Here is a 19,435-nt window from a genome sequence, read left to right on the forward strand (position 1 = left end):
CTCTAGCCGGCGCGCCTCACGCTCGCGCCTTCCGCATCCCGGACTAACCCGACATCACACCTTTGTGCGGGGTCGTTCGCTTGATGGATAGCCTGTCTAATAGACACGCGCTGATAATGTCGATTATGTCAAGTTCTTGATTTCCTCACAGTTGGGTCGAACCTGCCTGGTCGGCCGAGCTCTCCCTCACGGCGAAAGCATCTCTCAGCCCCAAAATCAAGCTGAGATTCACCTGTTGCTTTCTCGTCCTGACAGATACAGCTGGGCCAACGCGATCCAGTCTTCTGGTGTAACTTCAGGCGCCCAGATTGCGAGGTATTCGCGGGGCGTGAGCCCACTCGGCGTCATTTCGATACCGTCACGATAGGTGGCAAAAGGAGAACTGGATCGACTGACGCGGAACAAAACGTCGCGAAACCGATTCTTCCCCAGTGCGAACGTCGGGAATTCCGAGACGCTCGCGCAACGCCAGGCTCGCCAGGCTTTCCCGAACGCAAATTCAAAGTCCATGATCGATGGGTTGAACTCGACAACGCCCTCCGCTGCAAGAGCTCCAAAGAATCCATTGGCTACAAGAAGGAGTTGTTGGTTGCGGGTAGTGGCCGAAGCCCCCGGATTCACGCTGCCACATCCGCCACCGTCGCAACGGCCAAAAGAAGATCTCGCTCGGCACCGAGGGCCAAAAGAGCCTCCGCCACAGACGGGTGCCCGAAACATGGGACTAGTTTCCTCTTCACGTCAGACTCCTTCTCGCTGCGCTTCTTGTCAGAAGCGAGTGACCATTCGACCTCCGAATTGAGAGAGTGAAGCACTCTTGCGACGGTCTCCGGCACGTCGACATATCCCCAGTCGTGGCCTTCGACAGCTTCCCGGAATAGTTTCGGGAACATTGGGTTTGCACCCTTGAAAGCATCTTCGATCGCCTCAATAGTGAGGTAGTTTTCCATCTCTCGCCGGGTCAGAACAAACATGTGTGACGACAGGTGATCGTCGGTGTTGTAGCGCGCTAGGTACTTGGATATCTCGGGTTTCAGAGCCGACCCTTCAACCAAGCGATCGGAATCAAGAAGGTGAACCTCAGGCCTACTAAACGGCGACAGGCGGCTCTCCCAAAGAGCAGCGGCGCCGCAGCCGCCGATAGGTATGAAGCAAAGCTCACCGTCAGTTTCCATTTGGCGAAGATCTGGATATTCAGTGGGACGGGCGGCTTGTAGCGCATCGCTCAGTGCCAGTAGACCGCCGATATCGTTCTTGCCCTCAACGATGAAGAAGCAACGCACATTGTGATCCGCGAAAGTCCCCATCGCCTTGTTCAATTGCTGGAGAACGAACCGCTCGCTGGATGTGTCACTGGAACTCCACACGCGCTTCCCCTGCTGCTCCTCGACGAAACGCACGGCTGCGATCGGTATGTTCCTCACCAAGTTCGAGCTGTGCGTCGTCATCAAAACCTGCCTGTTTGCGAGCCCCGCAACTTCAATTAGAGCGGAAACAGTTTCGCGCTGAAGATCCGGGTGGAGAGCCGTCTCGGGCTCCTCCACTGCGATGATGACGCCCCGTCGCCACTCATCCGTTTCTTCATATCCTCGCTCAACTTCCGCCCGAAAGAAGCTCAAGAGAACCAGTCTGCGTGTCCCGCTGCCACGCTTCGCAAGGGGAACATCGTTCTCGTCGACAAATTGTAGGGACGAGAATGCCTTCTGCCATACGGGGTCTAGGTTGGCCGGAATCAGCTTGGCCGCAAGATTTGGTGCGAATTCCTCCAATTTCCCAACGACTTCCAGGAGAAGTTCTGAAATCTCAGCCTTAACATCGCTCGTAAGCTTCGTGAGTTCAGCCGTATGGCGATCGAGCACGGCCTTGACTATGAGCTTGGCTGGGTCTTGGGCAACCTCATCGGACTCCGCCCCCAGCCGGTCAGCTTGAAAGAGGTGGAACAGGGGAAAGACACTCTCCAGAGCGCTGGCAACGTGCTTCCCGTCCTCTGAGTTCAACGGGATGATCGTCGGTTGCAGCGACGAGAGCCCCTTGGCTTCCCAGGCGCGCCAGATCGCCTGCCTATAGTTCAGGTTCACGCGTCGATCCTCCAGCTCCGCGACAACATCAAGAGTCGAGGCGAGGGATTTGAGTTGCGCGTGCTTCAGGCCGATAAGCGTTGGGCCGCCATCGACGACCGGGTGTAGAGCATGCGCCAAAATCTCGGGGTTGGCTCGCCCCCTGGTCCAGGTCTTGCTAATCACCAAGTGGCCGTTAGCGTCGAGGAGTTTCTCATCCTGGAGGGTCGTCACCGCAGTCTGGTCGATGACCAGCTCAGGGGGAAGGTCAGCGAATGTGCACGTGATGCGAATCGTTCCATGCCCATGAACCGAATAGTCAGAGACGTCCGGCTTTCCCTTGTCCAGGAACAGCCTCATAGCTTCCAGGATGCTGCTCTTTCCAGCGTCATTCTTGCCGGCAAACACAGTCAACGTATCGATCGACACGTAACTCGATGTCAGATATCCGCGAAAACCCTCTAGCTCAATACCCACAATGCGCATTTGTCCCCCTCGACAACAACTTGACATTCAAGTGCCAAGGCTGAGCCTGCCGGATTTGGGCCGACTCCGCAAAAGCGGACTGGTCAAGGCGCAACATGAAGCAGCGCGGCGACCAGCGATGCTAATCACCTCCGAAATAGCACCGACATCAGGCATGAGAGTGAGACACGCGTGGGAGGCAACTCGTGCGTTCCATCGTTCGGATTGTCCTTCCGAATGGAATCTATCGCCTCTACGCACCCGGCATAGCCCTAACCAATCGCCAGCAGGGTCACGCCCACAAGAATGAATGTCAAGGATGTGTCGAGATTAATCTGGGAATTGATTGAGTGTTAGCGCTTAGTGGCGGCGTTCTGTGATCGCTGTTTGGCGCATCGACCCGGTTCTCTGCGTTGCGTCAAAGGGCAGTCAGGGTCTTGTATCTCGTGCGATACGAAACAGGTCAGTTATGAGACACCACAGTCGTGAGAACTGGGGCAGCCTGGTCGACCTGGAACAGGCATTTCTATGTGTGGAAGACTCGAGAGTAGAGGGGATCTCCATGGGTGCGGGCAGCCTTGAGAGCGCATCAGGTCAGTCCCGGTTCGGAGTATTCTTCGTGCGAGATCGCACGGAGGATGCGGATGGTGCCGTCCAGGCTAGTGCCTGCACGGGTGCTGGTCTTGGCAAGTTGGCGAGGGGCTTCCAGCACTGGGAGCGACGTCGTTGTGCTCCGGCTGACCCGGGTTACTCCGCCAGTGCGGGCAGTGAGGTAGCCCTCGGATTCAAGCACTTTGTACGCCTTAGCGACGGTGCCAGGAGCGACATCGAGATCCTCCGCGAGCTGACGAACCAAGGGACGGCGCCCCTCGGCGTGCCCACAAGCGCGCAGTGGAACCTTCTCAGTCGGAGCTGCTCGTCCCCGTCCCTTTGACGATTTGGAGTAGTTGGACCCGCTCGTCGGGCGTCAGGGTTTCGCCCACTGAATGACGAGATGGTCGGATCTGTAGAAGTCGGCATGGCTGTAAATGACAGACTGTCGCGCACGGTCGAGGGACTGATACCGGTAGGTGCTGAACCGCACGATTGAGTGGGTGCTCAAGTCCTCAAATACTCAGTACTCACCGACATCGAAAAAAGAGAGATGCCCATGCTGGGCGAGGACGGAACTCAAATAGCCGCTTAATCGTCGCCCACATGAAAATTCCGTTGACTATTTCCGGATGGAGTTGACGCCGCGAGTTATCTCCGCCAATCTGAGTTTCACACGACATCTGGTTCGTGAGCATCGGGGGGAAAATGATGTTTCGAAAATGGGCGGGTGGATCGTATCGCCTGCGAGACCAGCCATTTAATGAACCGCTGCCCGGGGTAATTGTTCCGCGCGTGAAGTCAACGCAACGCATGTTTTGACCTCTCTCCGAGGGGGTCCCCGCAGACGCCCCGCGTTCCTTTCGACGTCAATCATTGTCGTCACAGCCCTTCTGTTGATAGGTTGCTCATCGGCATCGATCACGCCGGCGGTTCGAGACACAGTCGCGATCGCTCTCGTCGATAGCGGCCTCAACGATGAAAACGTCGACTTTAGCTGTTTTCATGTTTTCGATACTGACGCCGACGACCAAGGGCACGGCACTTTAGTCGCATCGATCGCAGCAGGAATCGATGAGGATAGCTGTCCTGCGTGGGCCCATCGAGTCACTTGGATTAGTTACTCCGTCTTCACTGCAGGAACCGCGTCGGCGGAGGACGTTGCGGACGCTATAGAGCAAGCTATCCGGGACCAGGTGGACGTCATTAACGTCAGCATCGCGATCGGGACGGACACCCGGGCCTTACGTGACTCGGTGAAACGCGCCGTTGAATCGGGAATCGTGGTGGTCGCGGCTGCTGGAAACAACTAAGGGATGGGGGCGGGCTACCCCGCCCGATACCCGGGAGTTATTTCCGTCGGCTCATTAGATGCCGCGGGCCATCCATCAAGCTTCTCGGCTATTGACCATGTGAATTACTTCGCACCCGGTGAAGACATTCCCGCGGTCGACCGCACGGGGGCCCGGCAGCTTGTCACCGGGACGTCAGCGGCTGCAGCAATGACCTCGAATCAAATCTTGAAAAGCTTGCTCGGCGTAGCTAAACCCGATTCCACCCTGTCCGCACTGATCGCTCACCAATCAAAGGAAGACAATCAATGAAAAAGATCGCCATCGGAGTCGTAGCGGCGCTGCTGCTCTCTGGATTCGCTTACTCGCCCGCGTTCGCAGAGACCAGCTCTGCCCCGGTAGAAGCTTCAGGCAGCGGGATGGTTGACGAGGAAAAGCTTGAATCCGCTTTCAACGACGCAGGATTGACACTGGAAGACGTGGACGCCTCGCTCACTAAAATCTCAGTCGAGACGACATCGGATTTGGGATCTGGCGAACCTGTCACGGCGCTGACAACGTTGTCGTTTGAGGACAGTAGCGCTCTTTTTTCTCTAGGGAGCATCGACACCGACTACAACGCCAACTACTCCATCCAGATACAAGAGTTGAACGACGAAGCCACCTCGTTCACCATGACAGACCTGGCCACTGGTGAGACAGAATCATATGCCGATGACGTGGGCTATGCCGCCTTCGTGCCAGTACTGGTTCTGGGAATACCTATCGCTCTAGAGATCTTGAAAACACTCCTGGTGGCATCTGCAGTTGTCATCGTCGCTGGTGTTACGTGGATCGCAGCCACTAACGCAATCGATGCCCTCAATAAAAAGGGATCAAGCTACCAACATTTCCGCGCAATGATTCTAAACGGCAAACTCGTGCTTGCAAATGGTATGTCGCTTTCCGCGGCCATCACATGGGGCCGCGGGGGGAAAGACACGTGGTCTCGCAGCGAGGCCGGCGCGCTCGCAGTTGCGAAAGGAATCAAAAACGGCCTGGCCGTAGTCGGACCTGAGCGCGATTCGGGCGGTCGCGGAAAATTCGCACACTTCCACCCGAGCAACCGCACCCCCGCAATGCACGCCTTTTTCGGACTACCCAATTGATGGACAATCACGAAGCTGACGACCGTTCAGACCTCCTGGCACGGTGGAAGAAGACCAATCCTCAGCGATGGACAACGGACGCCGTTGAAGAACACTTGAAACAGGGTTTTTGTGCATATGAAATCCCGCTCGAGGCCATTACACGCACTGACTATTCGAACGATGGAGAAGTCCGCGAGGACTTGATCTACTCGCTCTACACGATCACTCATCCGGACGTCCTATCCCGCCTGTACAGCGCAGAAGAGAAGGAAATGAAAGATGTTGGTCCTGATACGTACGATGAAAGCTGGCGGGGACTCTTCCTTCAAGAAACTTCGGACAGTGACACTGACGATCTTGGAACGGCGCCTCTTGGAGACGCGTCTTGGCTGGCATACAACCTTCTAAACACTCAACATTTGGTGGGCCAACGCACCTCCATCGTGCTCGAGCAAGAAGACGGCCTCGTCACTGGTGCCAAGGTTTATGGGATGTCTGACCACCTAACGACGTACATGACCGCGCTGACCGGATACAGAGAGACTGGAACAGAAACTGACCAAAATTACTACTCGATGAAAACTGGCGACGTAAACGACGAAGCCTTCGTCTACTACCTCGACTGCCTCGCGCGACACAGCTTCATCTAGCCCGATACGAACAACACCTGTCAGGCTGCGGATGCTGACCAACGGGTGATGCGGCAGAATTATGCTAGCTGCCGCTATCACCCGTTGGTCAGCACCGTAGTCTGACTCGTCAGAGGAACCTGCCAAGAAGTCGCCCTTGATGTGCCTCGCCCGGAGGCCAAAAAGCGGCCTATTCGATCCTGCGATGTCCGCGATCGCATAGTGGCCACCGGCCGCAGCCAGTTAATCGAACACCCCCCTCACGACGGAAATATTTCTCGGCCCATAAGCACACTGTCGTGCCGGCGTAAACGCGACCGTGGCATCAACTGCGGTCGCGACAACTGCCCTGCCCTGGAAAACTCCGCCATTCCACGAAACGGCTGTCTCGAAACCCTAGGGATATAAGACGTCTCACGACCCCCCATTTTCGCCCTTGCAGATCGCCGGAATGTGGCGACACGGCGAGTCTTATAACTACGTCGCACAACCTCCTGTTGTAATTGCAGTCCACACCGTTAGTTACGAGACACCTCAGGAGAAATGTGACGAAGCTGATCGGCTACGCGCGCGTATCCACGCGCCAACAATCCACCGACCGGCAACAAGTGGATATCTTGGCCGCCGGCGTGCGGCGCGACGACCTGTACGTCGACCACGGGATCTCCGGCGCTCGAGCATCACGACCACACTTCGACCAGGCCCTCGATGCTCTCGAAGACGGTGACACTCTCGTCATCACGACCCTCGACCGGCTGGGCCGGTCAACGCAGAACATGCTCGCTTTTGCTGAAGAGCTTCGCGGCCGCGGTGCCGGCCTTCGCGTGCTGAACCTCGGCGGCGGCGACGTCGACACGGCGACACCGATGGGGTCCATGCTGTTCACGATCATGGCGGCGCTCGGGCAGATGGAACACGACATCAAACGAGAGCGTGTTGTCGACTCCATCAACAAACGCCGCGAAGCCGGCAAAGATCTTGGCGGCCGCCCGCGCCTCATCACCGACAGCCAAATCCGCAACGCCCGCCGACTCATCGACGGCGGAGAGACCGCAACAACAGTTGCCCGCGATCTCGGAATGTCTCGAGCAACTTTCTATCGCCGATCGCGGGCCTTGGACCTCGCCGGTGAGTTATCGGAGGCGTCCGAACGTGCCCCGTATCGCGTCCCTTCACCGGGCATTTTCTCAGACGGGTCTTACGGGACAATCGCTCTCTCGGCACTGTAGGGAACCGAATCTACGACGGTGATGCGACGGTGCCCCGGTCGCCGTCCCCCTTACGGACAGCGTTAGTGATGTTCGCTGACCGCCGATCGAGGTAGTTGTGGTCATGCGGATGTTTGAGGGTCTGGCTGAGAGGTCGAGCTAGGCTCGGGTATTGAGCCGGGGGATGTGTGCGCGCGATTCTAGAACCGTTCCATGTAGACGATGCGCGTGACCAGCCGCATCGGGGGAGACGTTCGGCCGGCCTGGTCGGCGTATTTGCCGCCCTCGTCTCTCTGCTCGCGTCGGCGGTGCCGTCGTATTGGAGCGACGAGGTCGCCACTCTCCGTGCGGCGCGGTTGAGCTGGGCGGAGTTGTTCGCCTTTCTTGGGCAGAAGGACGCGGTCCACACCGGGTACTACTCGGTCATGAAGGTGTGGGTGGGGGTGTTCGGGGAGTCGGAGTTTTCGACGAGGTCGCTGTCCGCCCTCGCGGTCGGCGCCGCGGCGGCCGGTATCGTCCTGTTGGTCGCCTCTGTCGAGGGCCCCCGTGTGGGCGTGGTGGCCTGGGTTCTCTTCGCGATCCTGCCTCGCACTACCTACATGGGTATCGAGGCGCGGTCTTTTGCGTTGAGTGCGGCGGTTGCCGTCTGGGCCACCCTCATTCTGCTGATCGCGGCCCGGCGACCGTCCTGGCCGTGGTGGACCTTCTACGCGCTGGCCGTCGTCACCGGAACGTACCTGTTCCTGTACTCGGTGCTGCTTCTGGCCGTGCACGCGGTCGTGCTTCTGCTGGATCATCGCACCCGCATGGTGATGACCAGGTGGGCAGTCGCAGCGCTCGTGGTGGTCGTCGCGTGTGTTCCGCTGCTGGTCGTCAGTGTGGGGCAGAAGGAGCAGATCGCGTGGCTCTCGGATCAGCCCGTGGTGAATGTGTGGACGATTCTGGTTGAGCCCGCCTTCGACAGTTCCTGGCTGGTCGCGGCGATCGCATGGGTCACGATCTTCGTCCTGGCGGTGCGCGGTCGCCGGGTCCTGGCCAGCCGAGACGGGGGCCTGCTGCGCTTGGCCGCCGTCTGGGTTGTTGTCCCGTTGGTGCTGCTCTTGGTCGCGGATGCGGTCATCGGTCCGCTCTACACGGCGAGGTATCTGTCGTTCACGGTCCCGGGGATGGCGATCCTTCTCGCGGTCGCGTTCACCCGCACACCCCGTACCGGGGTGACGTGGATCCTCGTCGGCGCGGTCGCGCTGGCCGGTCTTCCGACCTATCTTGCTCAGCGCGGGCCGGTCGGAAAGAACGGGGGCAGCGACCTGGCCCAGATCGCCGACTACATCGACACTCAGGCACTGCCCGGCGACGCCATCTACCTGCAGGACACCGGCAGTGTCACGCTCCGGCCACGGCAGGCCCTGTATGCGTATCCAGACCAGTTCGCGCACGTGCAGGACATCGCCTTCATTGCCCCGTTCACAACGACTGGGACCTTCTCCGATGTGACAGTCGCCTGGCCCGACATCCGCTCGCACCTGGCAGACGTGGACCGCATCTGGGTGGTTCAGGCCGGTACCTCGATGGTCGAAACCAACGACCTGCTGCTCCCTCTGGGATATGTCGAGCAGCAACCTCACCAGACCAACCGCTCAGTCATTGCCCTGTACGAGCTCCCGCCGATCTCAGACGGGGACGGCTGACACCGTTCGGGGATCTCCCGGGGGTCGCGTCGTGACCCGGTGGATCTTGTGGGAAAGAGCACGCTTCTCCACCAAGTGCCACGACAGTGCGGCGATGGCCGCGGTCGTCGCCGTCACGATGGCTATGTTCATCGACCAGGGCAGAATGCCGAACCAGTCGATGACGAGTTGCTGGACGAGGAACCCCCACAGGTAGAGGCCGTAGGAGAGGTCCCCGAATCGGGCGGCCCGGCGAACCCCCGGAGTCGACGCCCGTCCGGCCACAACGAGAACATACGGCAGCGCAAGCCAGGCCGCCGCGAGGGACACGGTGGGGGCGAGAAGCGTGATCGCGACCCACAGCGTCACGACCCCGATCGCCAGCCTGAGATTGAGCGATCTCGCCGGGGCGCGGCTCAGGAGAGCGCCGACGGCGAAGAACACCCACGTGGTCCCGGCCGGTCCCGCCCACGCCAGAGCGGGACTTGCGACGGGAACGAGGGCGAACGTGAGCGCGATCAGGCCGAAGACGAGGTAGCCCCAGGAGGACCGGGTGCGAAGAAGGAGGCCGATGACGGCCACGACTAGGTAGCAGACGAACTCGAGCCCGAGCGTCCAAAGCACCCCGTTTACCGCAGTCGACCGGTGCCCGGCATCGAAGACCCCGGGCAGCTCGTACTGGGCCGTCAGCACCAGGTTGAGCAGGTACTGGTAGACCATTTCGTCCCGGAAATACTGCGCCGGGGCCAACGAGCTGACAACCGGGCCGATCAGCACGACGGTGACCATGACCACGATCACGAGTGCGGGGAAGATCCGTAGAGTCCGGTTCACCAAGAACGGCACGAGGGCTGGATTGTGTGCCCAACTGGTCGCGATCAGGTAACCACTGATTGCGAAGAACGCGTACAGGCCCAGACTATGGATGGGAATCCCGAGGACCCGGGGGGCCGCGCCGAGGCCAGTCAGGGTGAAAGAATGGCCGACAATCACGGCCAGGGCGGACAACAGGCGCAGCGCGTCGAGGTTATTCGTGGGCCTGATAACCGCTCCCCACGATCGCCTGACGAGGCGCCCTGCCTCACCATCGAGTATGGCAGCGAGAATGGCTCGCCCCAGAAACGACTCCTGGCGATCCACCCGCACTGTCCATAGGGGGTTCCCCTACTGGTGTCGGCTCTCGAGGTCGTTTGCACGGAGCTTCACACCCGTCTATGCGGCAAGTCGTTGTCGTGGCAGCGGATCCGTCAGAGCACGGTGGGGCGCCGTCCGCCGCGCGAGTGGCTTCGTGTTGTGATGAATGCGCCCGTAGCGATGAACAGAGGAATACCTACGGCGGTGAGTGCAAGCTGCGCCCACGGCGGGGCGAAGGGCACGACAGCAGCAGCTTGGGAGGTCTCGAGAGAGAGGGCGGCGGCGGGCACAACACCGAAGACGACCCCGATGATCGAGCCGGTGCCGGCAAGGAGGATGCCGTGCCAAAAGGCGAACAGCCGTCGCAGCCGTGGTGGAGCGCCCATGGAGGTGAGAACATCATCGTCACGGCGCCCCTCGGCACGCGCCAGGCTGATCGCGATCGCGGAGGCACCCAAGGCAAGCACGCCGGCTGCAGCGACGAGGGCCCAGCCGGCAGCGCCAGCGAAGACCGGCGGGCCCGTCTCAATTTGGGCGACGAGCTGGCCGCTGCCAATGCCTTGAAGGGCCTGCTGGAGCGCATCTTTCTGATTGGTGGTGGGCGCGGACTGGAACTGCGCGAAGACGGCCGTGGGGCGGAAGGTGATCCCGAGCGATGTCGCGGTCGACGGTGTAATGAAGATGGGGAAGTCAACTGGATGCTTTGTCGATTGGACAACGGCGGGCACCTGGATGGTCTTGGTCACGTTCGATGTGTCGTTCGTGGACCAGTCGAACGTGGCGTGACCGTTTTGAACAAGGGATGAGTAGAGAGCCACGGCACCGCCGGACCGGAGCGAAGCCGCGGCTGCCGCGTTGACCGGCTGCCCGAGGATTGCGGAAAGATCGGATTCGGAGCCAACCCAGATCTTGTCGCCCGCGTAGCCGCCAACCGTTTCGAGGGCGGACGAGTAGCAGGTCGGGTCTTGAGTGCACGCCGTCGAGGCGAGCACCCGTGGCGTGGGCAGCGTGATGGTGGCCTCTGAACCGCTGTTGTTCAGGCGCAGGGGGCTCTCCGATGACGAGAGAGTGACGACGTTCGACGTCCCGAAGCTGGATCGCATGGCGTCTTTGACGGCTGGCGCAACGTTCTCCAGCACGTATGCAGAGGTGGTGGAGGAGCCGCCGTAGAGCGTGACCCGCGCAGAATCCACCGGAAGGCTGTAGCCGTATGTGGAAGTCGTGAGCTGTTGAGCACCGCCAAGCAGAGACATGGCGAACGCGGCGATGAACACGGTGGACATGATTGCTGACACGGTCGGGACGGAACGGGCGGTGTTGCGAGCAGCGTCGCGGGAGCCGAGGCGCGCTCCGGCGCCGAAACGGCTGACGAGACGAGCGCTCATCCGCAGGAGTAACGGCGCGATCAGAATCGCGCCGATCTGCATCGTAACGGGGCCGACAACGACCAAAGCGATTCCGGCTTGCAGAAGGGTGATGTTCTGCAGCCCGTGCACGGGTGTCGCGCCGGTCACGGTCATCACCCCGCCCACGATCGACACGACTGCGCCTACGGCGATCAGTACCCCGCCCAGCAGCGGGCGTCGGTGCGTGGGGATGACAGGGCGGCGAGCCCCGCGGAGAGCGCGTACGACGTCGGGCCGCGAGGCGGACCGTGCGGGAACGGCTGCGGCCGCCCAGCCGGCGAAGGTCGCAAGAACGACTATGCCGATGAGTGCAGCCAGGTCGACGTGGAAGCCAGGGAATCGGGTGGCCTGTCCTGCTGCGACGACACGGAGCGCGATCGCTGTGACGCCCAGGCCGGCTCCGACGCCGACAAGGCTGCCGATCAGGCCGAGTCCGACGCCGCCGAAAGTCATGACTCGGAAGATGGTTTTTCGGTCGGCTCCGACACTGGCCAAGACAGCTAACGCGACTTGCTGCTGGCTCGCGTTGACGGCGAAGGCCGCACCGGCCAGAAGGCACACCTCGAAGAGGGCGAAGCAGCCCAGCAGGGCGAGCATCGTGTAGATGAGGTAGTTCGGTGTAGCCGACGTGGCCCAGGGGGATGAGTCGGCTGTGGCTGGCGGATTCAGCACCAGGTCGCGAGAGTACACGACGCCGCCCTTTTGGTTGATCTCCTCCATGGTGGTCAGGTCGACGGTGCCGGTGGGGATATAAAACTCGGTTCCGCTGAGATCTACGGTCGGGGTGACGCCGTTGAACACGGAGGACATTCCATAGACGGCGTCCGCGTCAGTGGTGAGAGCAGCGCTCTGGAGGGTGCCGACGATGGTGAATGTTTTCGTTTCAGGCGCGGTGATGAGCAGCTGCCCGCCGATGTTCTCGCCAAGGCGAGTCAGGGCGCCCGGCGACACCATCACCTCCCTGTCGTTCTGGGGTGCGCGTCCATCGACGATGTCCCACTTACCCGTGAAGGCTGGGTTCCAAGGTTCACCTTGGACAGCGGGAATATAGCCGACTCCGTGGGCGGTCGTTGCCGTGACTGTTGTGTGCTGGATGGTCAGCAGTTTGTCGCCCGATGGGGCATACGTCGTTGGATCAAGCAGCGCAGCGCCCGCCTCGTAGCCCGTGGGTGTGCCGGTGTTGTCCGTGGATGACGCGGTTTGGCTTGGATCGGTCGGATCTTGGGTCAGGGTCTTGTCTGGCGGTGAGTAGGCGGTGATTTCGGCGACCGTCTGGCCGAGACGGAAGCGCACCTGTTCAGCGGGGGTGGCGTTATTGCTGGCCTCAAGGGTGGCGATGCCGGTCATCCCGAGGACGGGAATGGCGATTAGAGCGACAACGAGGACGCTCCGGCCGATGTTTTGCACGGCCATCCGCCGCGCCAGACGGAACGCGACGAGGACGCTGGCGCGGTTCCGGCCGGCGCCGGTTGCCACATTCATCGGATGGTCTCACCTAGGAGGTCGGACAGCGGCATCCGGGGGGCGTCCTCGAGCACCCGGCCGTCTTTGAGGAACACAATCCGGTCTGCCCAGGCCGCGTGGCGGGCATCGTGGGTGACCAAGATCCCGCCGGCTCCCGCGTCGATTCGTTCACGAAGCATCCGCAAAACCGATTCCCCGGTCGTGCTGTCCAGCGCGCCCGTGGGCTCGTCCGCCAGGATCAGGGAGCGTCCGCCGACGACGGCGCGGGCGATCGCGACGCGTTGCTGCTGCCCACCCGACAGGTCGGCCGGGTAGCGGTCTGCCCGATCGCCCAAACCGACAACTTGGAGGGCGTCCAGGGCGGGGCGGTGCGCGCGGCGCGAGGAAACACCGTCCAACTCGAGGGGCAGGCTGACGTTTTCCAACGCGGTCAGGGACGGGATGAGGTTGAAATCCTGGAAGATAAATCCCAGGCTACGGCGTCGCAGCGCTGCCAACCTCTTGGGGGCGAGAGTACTCAACCATTCGCCTTCCACAATGACTTCACCGCTGGTTGGTTGCGTGAGCCCACCGGCAACGGTGAGGAGGGTCGACTTTCCCGATCCGGACGCGCCCATGACGGCCACCAGTTCTCCACGACCCACGGTGAGGTCGATGCCGCTAAGAGCGGTCACGGCTGTTTCCCCGGTGCCGTACTGCATAGAAACGCCATCAAGTCGCAGCAAGTCTTCACCGTTCACAGTTTCACCGCCTTTGCCGGCCGGCCACGCCGTATCGGCTCGTCACTCAACGGCACCGGCTTCGCGACGCCCTGCACTGCGGCCCGCTCTAGACGAGCCTCCGAGTGATCGAGCCATCGAATTTCTGCCTCGGCCGCGAAAATCAAGGAGTCAACGACGAGAAGCCAAGCCATGTCCTCCGACGATTCCGGGTTGTTCGTAGTGCGCTTGGTTCGGGTGAGGTCCTGCAACGTGCGCAGAGTCGACGCGCGCTGCGTCTGGATAATCGCGGCTATATCGACACCTGGCAGCGTGACGGCGATCGCCAATTTGATAGCAAGCTCGTCGCGGGCCGCGCCGGATCGCACAACGGGCGAGCCGAGCCAGTGCTGAACCTCCACATGTCCCTCTGGAGTGATCCGGTAATGCACCTGCTCGTGGTCCTCGGCGCCCGTCCGCTCGATGAAGCCGTCGCGCTCGAGACGTTCGATAGTGGTGTAGATCTGGCCGACATTGACCGGCCACGTCGAGCCGGTGCGTCGGTCGAATTCGACGCGCAGCTGATAGGCGTAGCAGGGTCCCTGGTCGAGGATCGCGAGAAGACTTAGGCGGATGGACATGTCAACCTCCAGTGATTACTGGGTAAATATTTACACAGTAACTACGTGAGCGCTAGACATTGACGCGGTGAATATTTTTCCTGTGGCGTCAGGGGCTCCGGATCGATTCAGGACGCGCGTGCTGTCAGCCGCGGACTCGCCGTTGGAGACACGTGACGGTAAGGGCTGCCGGGAAATTCCGAACCCGCCGCAGAGTTCTCCCAGGCTCGATCCGGAGCCTCAACCATTCCGAATCCAAACCCGGTGTGTACCAACGGACCCGCATCGTCGGCCAGGCGCTGGTTTCAACCCACTAATCGGCCAGAGTTACGCGAACACTGCCAACCCTGTCGCACTGCACAGCCTCACTGTCCCGTAGGGGGTTCGGCTAGCGGGCACTCAAACCCATGCTCGACCTGTGTCATTTATACGTTCGATTAGGCGACCGAGTGCTCTCACCCTCTAGGAGAGACAGAAACTGTCACGTATCCAGTCATCCAATCTCCCTATCGCAAGGGATGCAGGAACAATCCAATGTGACGCAGTCATAGGCGATAAGCGAACACGTCCGTGCTTACAAAGACGATGGTTCTGCCACAATCAGGGCATGAGCCAACTCGACGTAAATCCTCTCTATGCGCTTCTCTGAAGCCTTCGGCATCACACGAGGGGAAGCGGACGACTGGTTCGATCCGCATCTCACGATCGACACAAGGCTGTTCATTGACCCACTGCTCCTCCTCGAGGCTGGCGGCGACTGGCCGCAAGCGCACGACGAGCTAATCGCACATTTCGTTCGCTGCTACGAACTCGTCGCACGGGCCATCGGTCCCGACTCGGTTTCGGCGGTCACGGCAAGGCGTCTCCTTACCTTTCCGGAGCCAGGCGAGATTGGTCTGGGCTTCACTGCGGAGGGCACGAACGGTTCTGGAGGCGGTTCCCAGTTCGCCAGAAGAATGGCGGATGGCATCGCTGTGGCGATCGCGGCTGGCCTGACTGAGCCTGAGCACATTGAAGAGATTGGAATCCTCAACGAAGGTATCGGTGCCGATCGCATTTCCGACGCCACCGCGAATGTACTGAAGGCGCGCTTCATCGTGTACACCCAGCAAGCCGCCAACCTTCACGGAGTGCAACTTGACCCACACGAGGTCCGTAACGCGCGCGTCGTCCCTGGCATGGGTCGGTGGGTGAATGAAGTAGTTCTATTGCCGACCAATCCAGTTACTGGAAAGCCTGTCATTCTGGTTCCACGACGGATACTGAACGAGCTGCCAACTCTCAACGCCGATGATTGGTTTGACTCCAATCTCAACAGCGATATTCGGGGCCAGCTCAACCTCACGGTAGGAGCCCGCGTACGGAAATCCGACATCGTGGCCTGGGCTCGTCGTCATCCTGAGCGAGTCCGTGCTTGGGCGCGAGATCAGACCTCGCGCGAGGACCTATTCGGCTATGACTTCGGGGCCGATCCGCGGGGAGTTGTTCAGTGGGACGGGGAGCCCGTCGACTGGGCGAAGGATCATCCCCTCGAGATCGCGCCCGTCAATTCTCAGGGTCAGCTGCGAGAACTCATATTCAGAATCGTGGAGCAGTATCGGCATTTCATCGAGGACCAGCGCGGTTGGAGCTTGCTTCACAACGAAGATCACACCGTGAAGAACGAGCTCGCGGCTCAGCTGGTGTTTCTCGGGATGGCACAGCACTATCTGCGTCTTTTTAATGTCGAAATGGACCGCGAGGTTGAACTCGGGCGTGGCCCGGTCGATTTCAAAGCATCGTCGGGCACTTCTATCCGAGCACTCATCGAAGTGAAGAAAGAAGACAATGGGAAGTTTTGGAATGGTCTGGAAGCGCAACTTCCGAGCTATTTGATCTCCGATGACTGCGACGAAGGATGGTATGTCGTCCTTCGATTCCGTTCGAACCGTCCGTCCGATATTCGCCTTCGCGAATTGCCAACGGTTGTTAAGGCCGCCGCGAACCGCGTCGGCAAGGTGCTTCATTACGCCGTGGTTGACGCCAGACGGAAAGAGTCGGCTTCCAATTTAGAACCGGAAGCATAGCCATGCTCGGCCAGTGCCTGTGGTCTCTCTGAGCTTGCTCGTCTTTTAACTTTCGCCTCACCCCCAGCTGAAGGGATGGAGTTTGCCTCAACGAAAAGCTCTTCCGACCTCGGCGCGGAGGTATGCGTAGACAGTTTCGCGGCTGATCCCAAACTCTCGTGCGAGAGCCGCCTTCGGAACGCCGGCAGCGGCCTTGTCACACAGCTCCGCAGCTCGCGCCTCGTCGAGGGATTGAGTACGGCCTCGATAGACCCCGCGAGTCTTTGCCAGAGCAATACCCTCACGTTGACGTTCACGGATCAGTGATCGCTCGAATTCCGCAAAGGCCCCCATTACGCTTAAAAGCAAGTTCGCCATCGCGTTGTCGTCGCCGGTGAAAGTAAGTTGCTCTTTCACGAACTCGACTCGGACCTTTTTCGCCGTGAGCCGACGCACGATCGAGCGGAGGTCATCCAGATTGCGGGCGAGGCGGTCCATGGAGTGCACGAGAACGGTGTCGCCGTCTCGGACGAACTTGATCATCTCCTCGAGCTCCGGCCGGTTCAGGTCCTTCCCCGACGCCTTGTCCTCGAACATCCGGTCGACTTCGACGCCATCAAGCTGGCGGACGGTGTTCTGATCGAGAGTGCTGACGCGCACATATCCAACGCGCTGACCTGCCACGGTGCTCTCCTGTTTGTGTGTCAGGTTGAACTCTTAGACCCAACCATGCGAGGTGTCAACTAAGCAAAAATTGACCCTAGCCTGACAGTATAAGGTACCGCCATCTGACGTCCAGTTGAGGTACACCCCAGCTAGGCACCCTGCTCCCCGACACTGTTTGGCCCCAGATTTCCTGCTTGACTGGGGCCGGGGATTTGGACCGCAGCACCATGTGCAGGCCGCGTTGGTAGGTTTTCAACTCGTCAAACACCGTCTCAATCTCCCACCGTTCGGAGTACACGGTCGCGAGTTCCTCGGCCGAGGCCTCAGCCGGATCCAGGATCGTGGTCAGTAGCCGGTAGGGATCAGGATTGTCGCGTCCGTCGTCGATCGTGTAGTCCACGACCCGAACCGTCACCGGTGTCGTCGACTGCCGCCGCGTGCCGGAGGTCGGGATGATCGTCGCTAGCCAGGACCCGTCAGCGAGGGCCTCCTGGTACCGATGGCGGAGGTTCGTCTTGACCCGACCTGTAGCCCGTCGGCAAGAATGATTGTCATTCTTTTTGCAGCGATAACTGCGTTTCCCTCACAAGGTCGTCCAATCGAGATGTCAATGTACGTGTGTCTCCACTTGAGGCCAGGACGATCTTGCCGGATCGGATCGGATCGCATCGCATCGGCGCGTGGGGCAGTGATCCCTATTCGATATTGATTCCACAACGTGCGGTCCAACGCTGCGTCCATCGAAACGGTCCTCGGCGTCTCGTCGGTCTAGTTCAGGCCGAAAACAGGGCGAGCAACATGACGGCCTCACGCAGGGTAGAGACCGGCCGTGAGGTGGGCCTTGCCCTGTCTTCTAGCACACTGGTCGGGCCGTCAGCGAGGATTGCGCGGGAACGAACGACTCGGTTTGAATGACGTGCAGCTTCATCAGATTGTGGCAAGCGGCGGCCAAGTGTCACTCGTGGGCGGCTCGCTTCAACCCGCGCAGAAGCACGAATCTTCCTTAGCGTGTGTGGACCTGACCGAACACGGGCTTCGCGATTGCTTAGCATCGCGCGTAAACCGCTTCCTTATTCATCTTCAGTTTCCGAGTGAATTGAGTCGTTCTACTCGGAGTGTGATCAACGGAGCTCGGCCATGGTGGCGAGACTCGGCAACAGGTGAGTGTGCTCCTCCTCGCCGAGTCGCGTGACATCATGCGCCCCCGTCAGTACGCCCACGACGTAACCGGCGCCGGCATTCGTTCCAGCGCGCAGGTCGTTGACGGTGTCGCCGGCAACAAGCACCCGTCGGACATCGGTTACCCCGGTGGCCTCCATTGTGCGGAAGATCATGTATGGAGCTGGACGCGATTCGGCGACGTCGTCGGCGGTCACCAGCGCATCCACTGCATCGAGTTCCCATCTCGCGGAACGCATGAGAGATTCGGCGATGTCTCGTGTATAGCCGGTCTGGAGGGCGACCTTCACACCGCGGGATCGCAGTTCAGCGACAGACTCACGCACACCGGGGAAAAGCGTCGGAGGTTCGGACTCGTATCGGGCGGCCAGCGCCACCAGGAAATGGGCGTATAGGGCGTCTGCATCTACGCCGTCAATGCCAAGTTCGTCGAGCACGCCGACGATTGCGGTGCGCTTCGACGTTCCGTTCCAGCGTGAAATTACGGAATCGTCAATCGCACGGCCAATTGCAGATTCGAGTTGCTCGCGCATCACTCGATAAACGATTCCGCCCTCATTAATGGTGGTGCCGGCCATGTCGAGAGACGCAAGTTGAAATGTCATGTGAAGCTTTCTGGTTGGGGTGCAGACGGATTTAAGCGTTGGCCACTGTATGGGTGGTGCGGGCGACGATTGGGGTCGGACGATTCTCATTTCTTGAGTTATAGATCAGGAGGGACGCATGATCGGACCGGTAGCGATCGTCGGAGGTCTCCAGAATCAGCCCTCGACGCGAACGCGTGACGCGGCGCACGCGCAAAAGAGGGGCGCCGGTCTCCACGCCCAGAAGTTCTGCATCGAGCGGCGCCGCGGGAACGGCATCCACGACGTGGGTGCCCTCGTCAAGTTCCGCGCCGTTATCGATGAGGTACTCGTAGATCGAGCCACTGTCTGTGTCGAAGGTGAGTAGCGCTTTACCGATTGAGTCATGGAAGGCCGAGCGTTCAATCATGGTCGGGATGCCGTCGATCAGCCGCAAGCGCACGATCTCGACGACAAATTCGCCGTCGGCCAGTCCCATTCGCGCCACGAGCGCAGGGGCGGCGCGGCGGCGCGCGATCTCAAAGGTCCGTTGACCGGGCACCTTCCCTTGTGCACGCACCCAGGACGAGAACGAAAAGAAATCGTCGATGGACTGGGCCAATG

14 protein-coding genes and 3 pseudogenes are annotated in these 19,435 nt (G+C 60.3%); 6 read left to right on the top strand and 11 right to left on the bottom strand.

Features of this window, described 5'->3' with window-relative positions; genetic code table 11:
* Positions 1 to 228: 228 nt before the first annotated feature.
* From E3T50_RS08460 to E3T50_RS08470, 3 genes are all read right to left on the bottom strand, one after another.
* Positions 229 to 621 carry a hypothetical protein gene (locus E3T50_RS08460; protein ID WP_104082774.1) on the bottom strand — a complete coding sequence of 131 codons (393 nt, stop codon included), beginning with the start codon at positions 619 to 621 and terminating at the stop codon, positions 229 to 231.
* Positions 618 to 2,540: an ATP-binding protein gene (locus E3T50_RS08465; protein WP_158251184.1), complete on the bottom strand. Its 1,923-nt coding sequence runs from the start codon at positions 2,538 to 2,540 to the stop codon at positions 618 to 620. Before E3T50_RS08465 ends, E3T50_RS08460 begins: the two co-directional genes overlap by 4 nt.
* 568 nt (positions 2,541 to 3,108) lie before the next feature.
* Positions 3,109 to 3,312 (bottom strand): hypothetical protein, encoded by a 204-nt coding sequence (locus tag E3T50_RS08470; protein ID WP_233193068.1) that lies wholly within the window; start codon positions 3,310 to 3,312, stop codon positions 3,109 to 3,111.
* 694 nt (positions 3,313 to 4,006) lie between these two features.
* On the opposite strand from E3T50_RS08470, the pseudogene E3T50_RS16955 reads away from it, so the two are divergent.
* From E3T50_RS16955 to E3T50_RS08500, 5 genes and pseudogenes are all read left to right on the top strand, one after another.
* Positions 4,007 to 4,714, top strand: a pseudogene (locus E3T50_RS16955) (S8 family peptidase).
* The gene (locus tag E3T50_RS08485; RefSeq protein WP_104082778.1) at positions 4,711 to 5,550 is read left to right on the top strand and encodes a hypothetical protein; all 840 of its coding nucleotides are present in this window, start codon (positions 4,711 to 4,713) and stop codon (positions 5,548 to 5,550) included. Before E3T50_RS16955 ends, E3T50_RS08485 begins: the two are co-directional and overlap by 4 nt.
* The gene (locus E3T50_RS08490) at positions 5,550 to 6,182 is read left to right on the top strand and encodes a hypothetical protein (RefSeq protein ID WP_134551452.1); all 633 of its coding nucleotides are present in this window, start codon (positions 5,550 to 5,552) and stop codon (positions 6,180 to 6,182) included. Before E3T50_RS08485 ends, E3T50_RS08490 begins: the two co-directional genes overlap by 1 nt.
* 524 nt (positions 6,183 to 6,706) lie before the next feature.
* A pseudogene (locus E3T50_RS08495) lies at positions 6,707 to 7,279 on the top strand (recombinase family protein); the annotation flags it as partial.
* 278 nt (positions 7,280 to 7,557) lie between these two features.
* Positions 7,558 to 9,057: a glycosyltransferase family 39 protein gene (locus E3T50_RS08500; RefSeq protein WP_134551454.1), complete on the top strand. Its 1,500-nt coding sequence runs from the start codon at positions 7,558 to 7,560 to the stop codon at positions 9,055 to 9,057.
* Here E3T50_RS08500 and E3T50_RS08505 read toward each other — a convergent pair.
* The 4 genes from E3T50_RS08505 to E3T50_RS08520 form a co-directional block, all read right to left on the bottom strand.
* Complete coding sequence (locus tag E3T50_RS08505) at positions 9,040 to 10,176, bottom strand: acyltransferase family protein (protein ID WP_166784249.1); 1,137 nt, start codon at positions 10,174 to 10,176, stop codon at positions 9,040 to 9,042. The two genes, E3T50_RS08500 and E3T50_RS08505, sit on opposite strands and share 18 nt — an antisense overlap.
* Positions 10,177 to 10,283: 107 nt before the next feature.
* Positions 10,284 to 13,058, bottom strand: a complete 2,775-nt coding sequence (locus E3T50_RS08510; protein WP_134551456.1) for an ABC transporter permease family protein — start codon at positions 13,056 to 13,058, stop codon at positions 10,284 to 10,286.
* Positions 13,055 to 13,741: an ABC transporter ATP-binding protein gene (locus E3T50_RS08515; RefSeq protein ID WP_104134115.1), complete on the bottom strand. Its 687-nt coding sequence runs from the start codon at positions 13,739 to 13,741 to the stop codon at positions 13,055 to 13,057. Before E3T50_RS08515 ends, E3T50_RS08510 begins: the two co-directional genes overlap by 4 nt.
* Positions 13,742 to 13,776: 35 nt before the next feature.
* Complete coding sequence (locus E3T50_RS08520; RefSeq protein WP_134551457.1) at positions 13,777 to 14,379, bottom strand: PadR family transcriptional regulator; 603 nt, start codon at positions 14,377 to 14,379, stop codon at positions 13,777 to 13,779.
* A 614-nt stretch (positions 14,380 to 14,993) separates the two neighbouring features.
* Here E3T50_RS08520 and E3T50_RS08525 point away from each other — a divergent pair.
* Positions 14,994 to 16,424 (top strand): hypothetical protein, encoded by a 1,431-nt coding sequence (locus E3T50_RS08525; RefSeq protein WP_134551458.1) that lies wholly within the window; start codon positions 14,994 to 14,996, stop codon positions 16,422 to 16,424.
* Positions 16,425 to 16,511: 87 nt separating this feature from the next.
* Here the strand turns inward: E3T50_RS08525 and E3T50_RS08530 are convergent, their stop codons facing one another.
* The 4 genes and pseudogenes from E3T50_RS08530 to E3T50_RS08545 all read right to left on the bottom strand — a co-directional run bounded on the left by E3T50_RS08530 (position 16,512) and on the right by E3T50_RS08545 (position 19,433).
* Positions 16,512 to 17,087: a recombinase family protein gene (locus E3T50_RS08530; protein WP_134551459.1), complete on the bottom strand. Its 576-nt coding sequence runs from the start codon at positions 17,085 to 17,087 to the stop codon at positions 16,512 to 16,514.
* 76 nt (positions 17,088 to 17,163) lie between these two features.
* Positions 17,164 to 17,547: pseudogene (locus tag E3T50_RS08535) on the bottom strand (transposase); the annotation flags it as partial.
* A 643-nt stretch (positions 17,548 to 18,190) separates the two neighbouring features.
* Positions 18,191 to 18,853, bottom strand: coding sequence for a phosphonatase-like hydrolase (locus tag E3T50_RS08540; protein WP_134551461.1), 663 nt, complete (start codon positions 18,851 to 18,853; stop codon positions 18,191 to 18,193).
* A gap of 31 nt (positions 18,854 to 18,884) precedes the next feature.
* On the bottom strand, positions 18,885 to 19,433 hold the full coding sequence (locus E3T50_RS08545; RefSeq protein ID WP_241982087.1) for a GntR family transcriptional regulator: 549 nt from the start codon (positions 19,431 to 19,433) through the stop codon (positions 18,885 to 18,887).
* Between the last annotated feature and the right edge of the window lie 2 nt (positions 19,434 to 19,435).

Origin of the sequence: Cryobacterium gelidum (assembly GCF_004403985.1) — a bacterium.
GTDB lineage: Bacteria > Actinomycetota > Actinomycetes > Actinomycetales > Microbacteriaceae > Cryobacterium > Cryobacterium gelidum.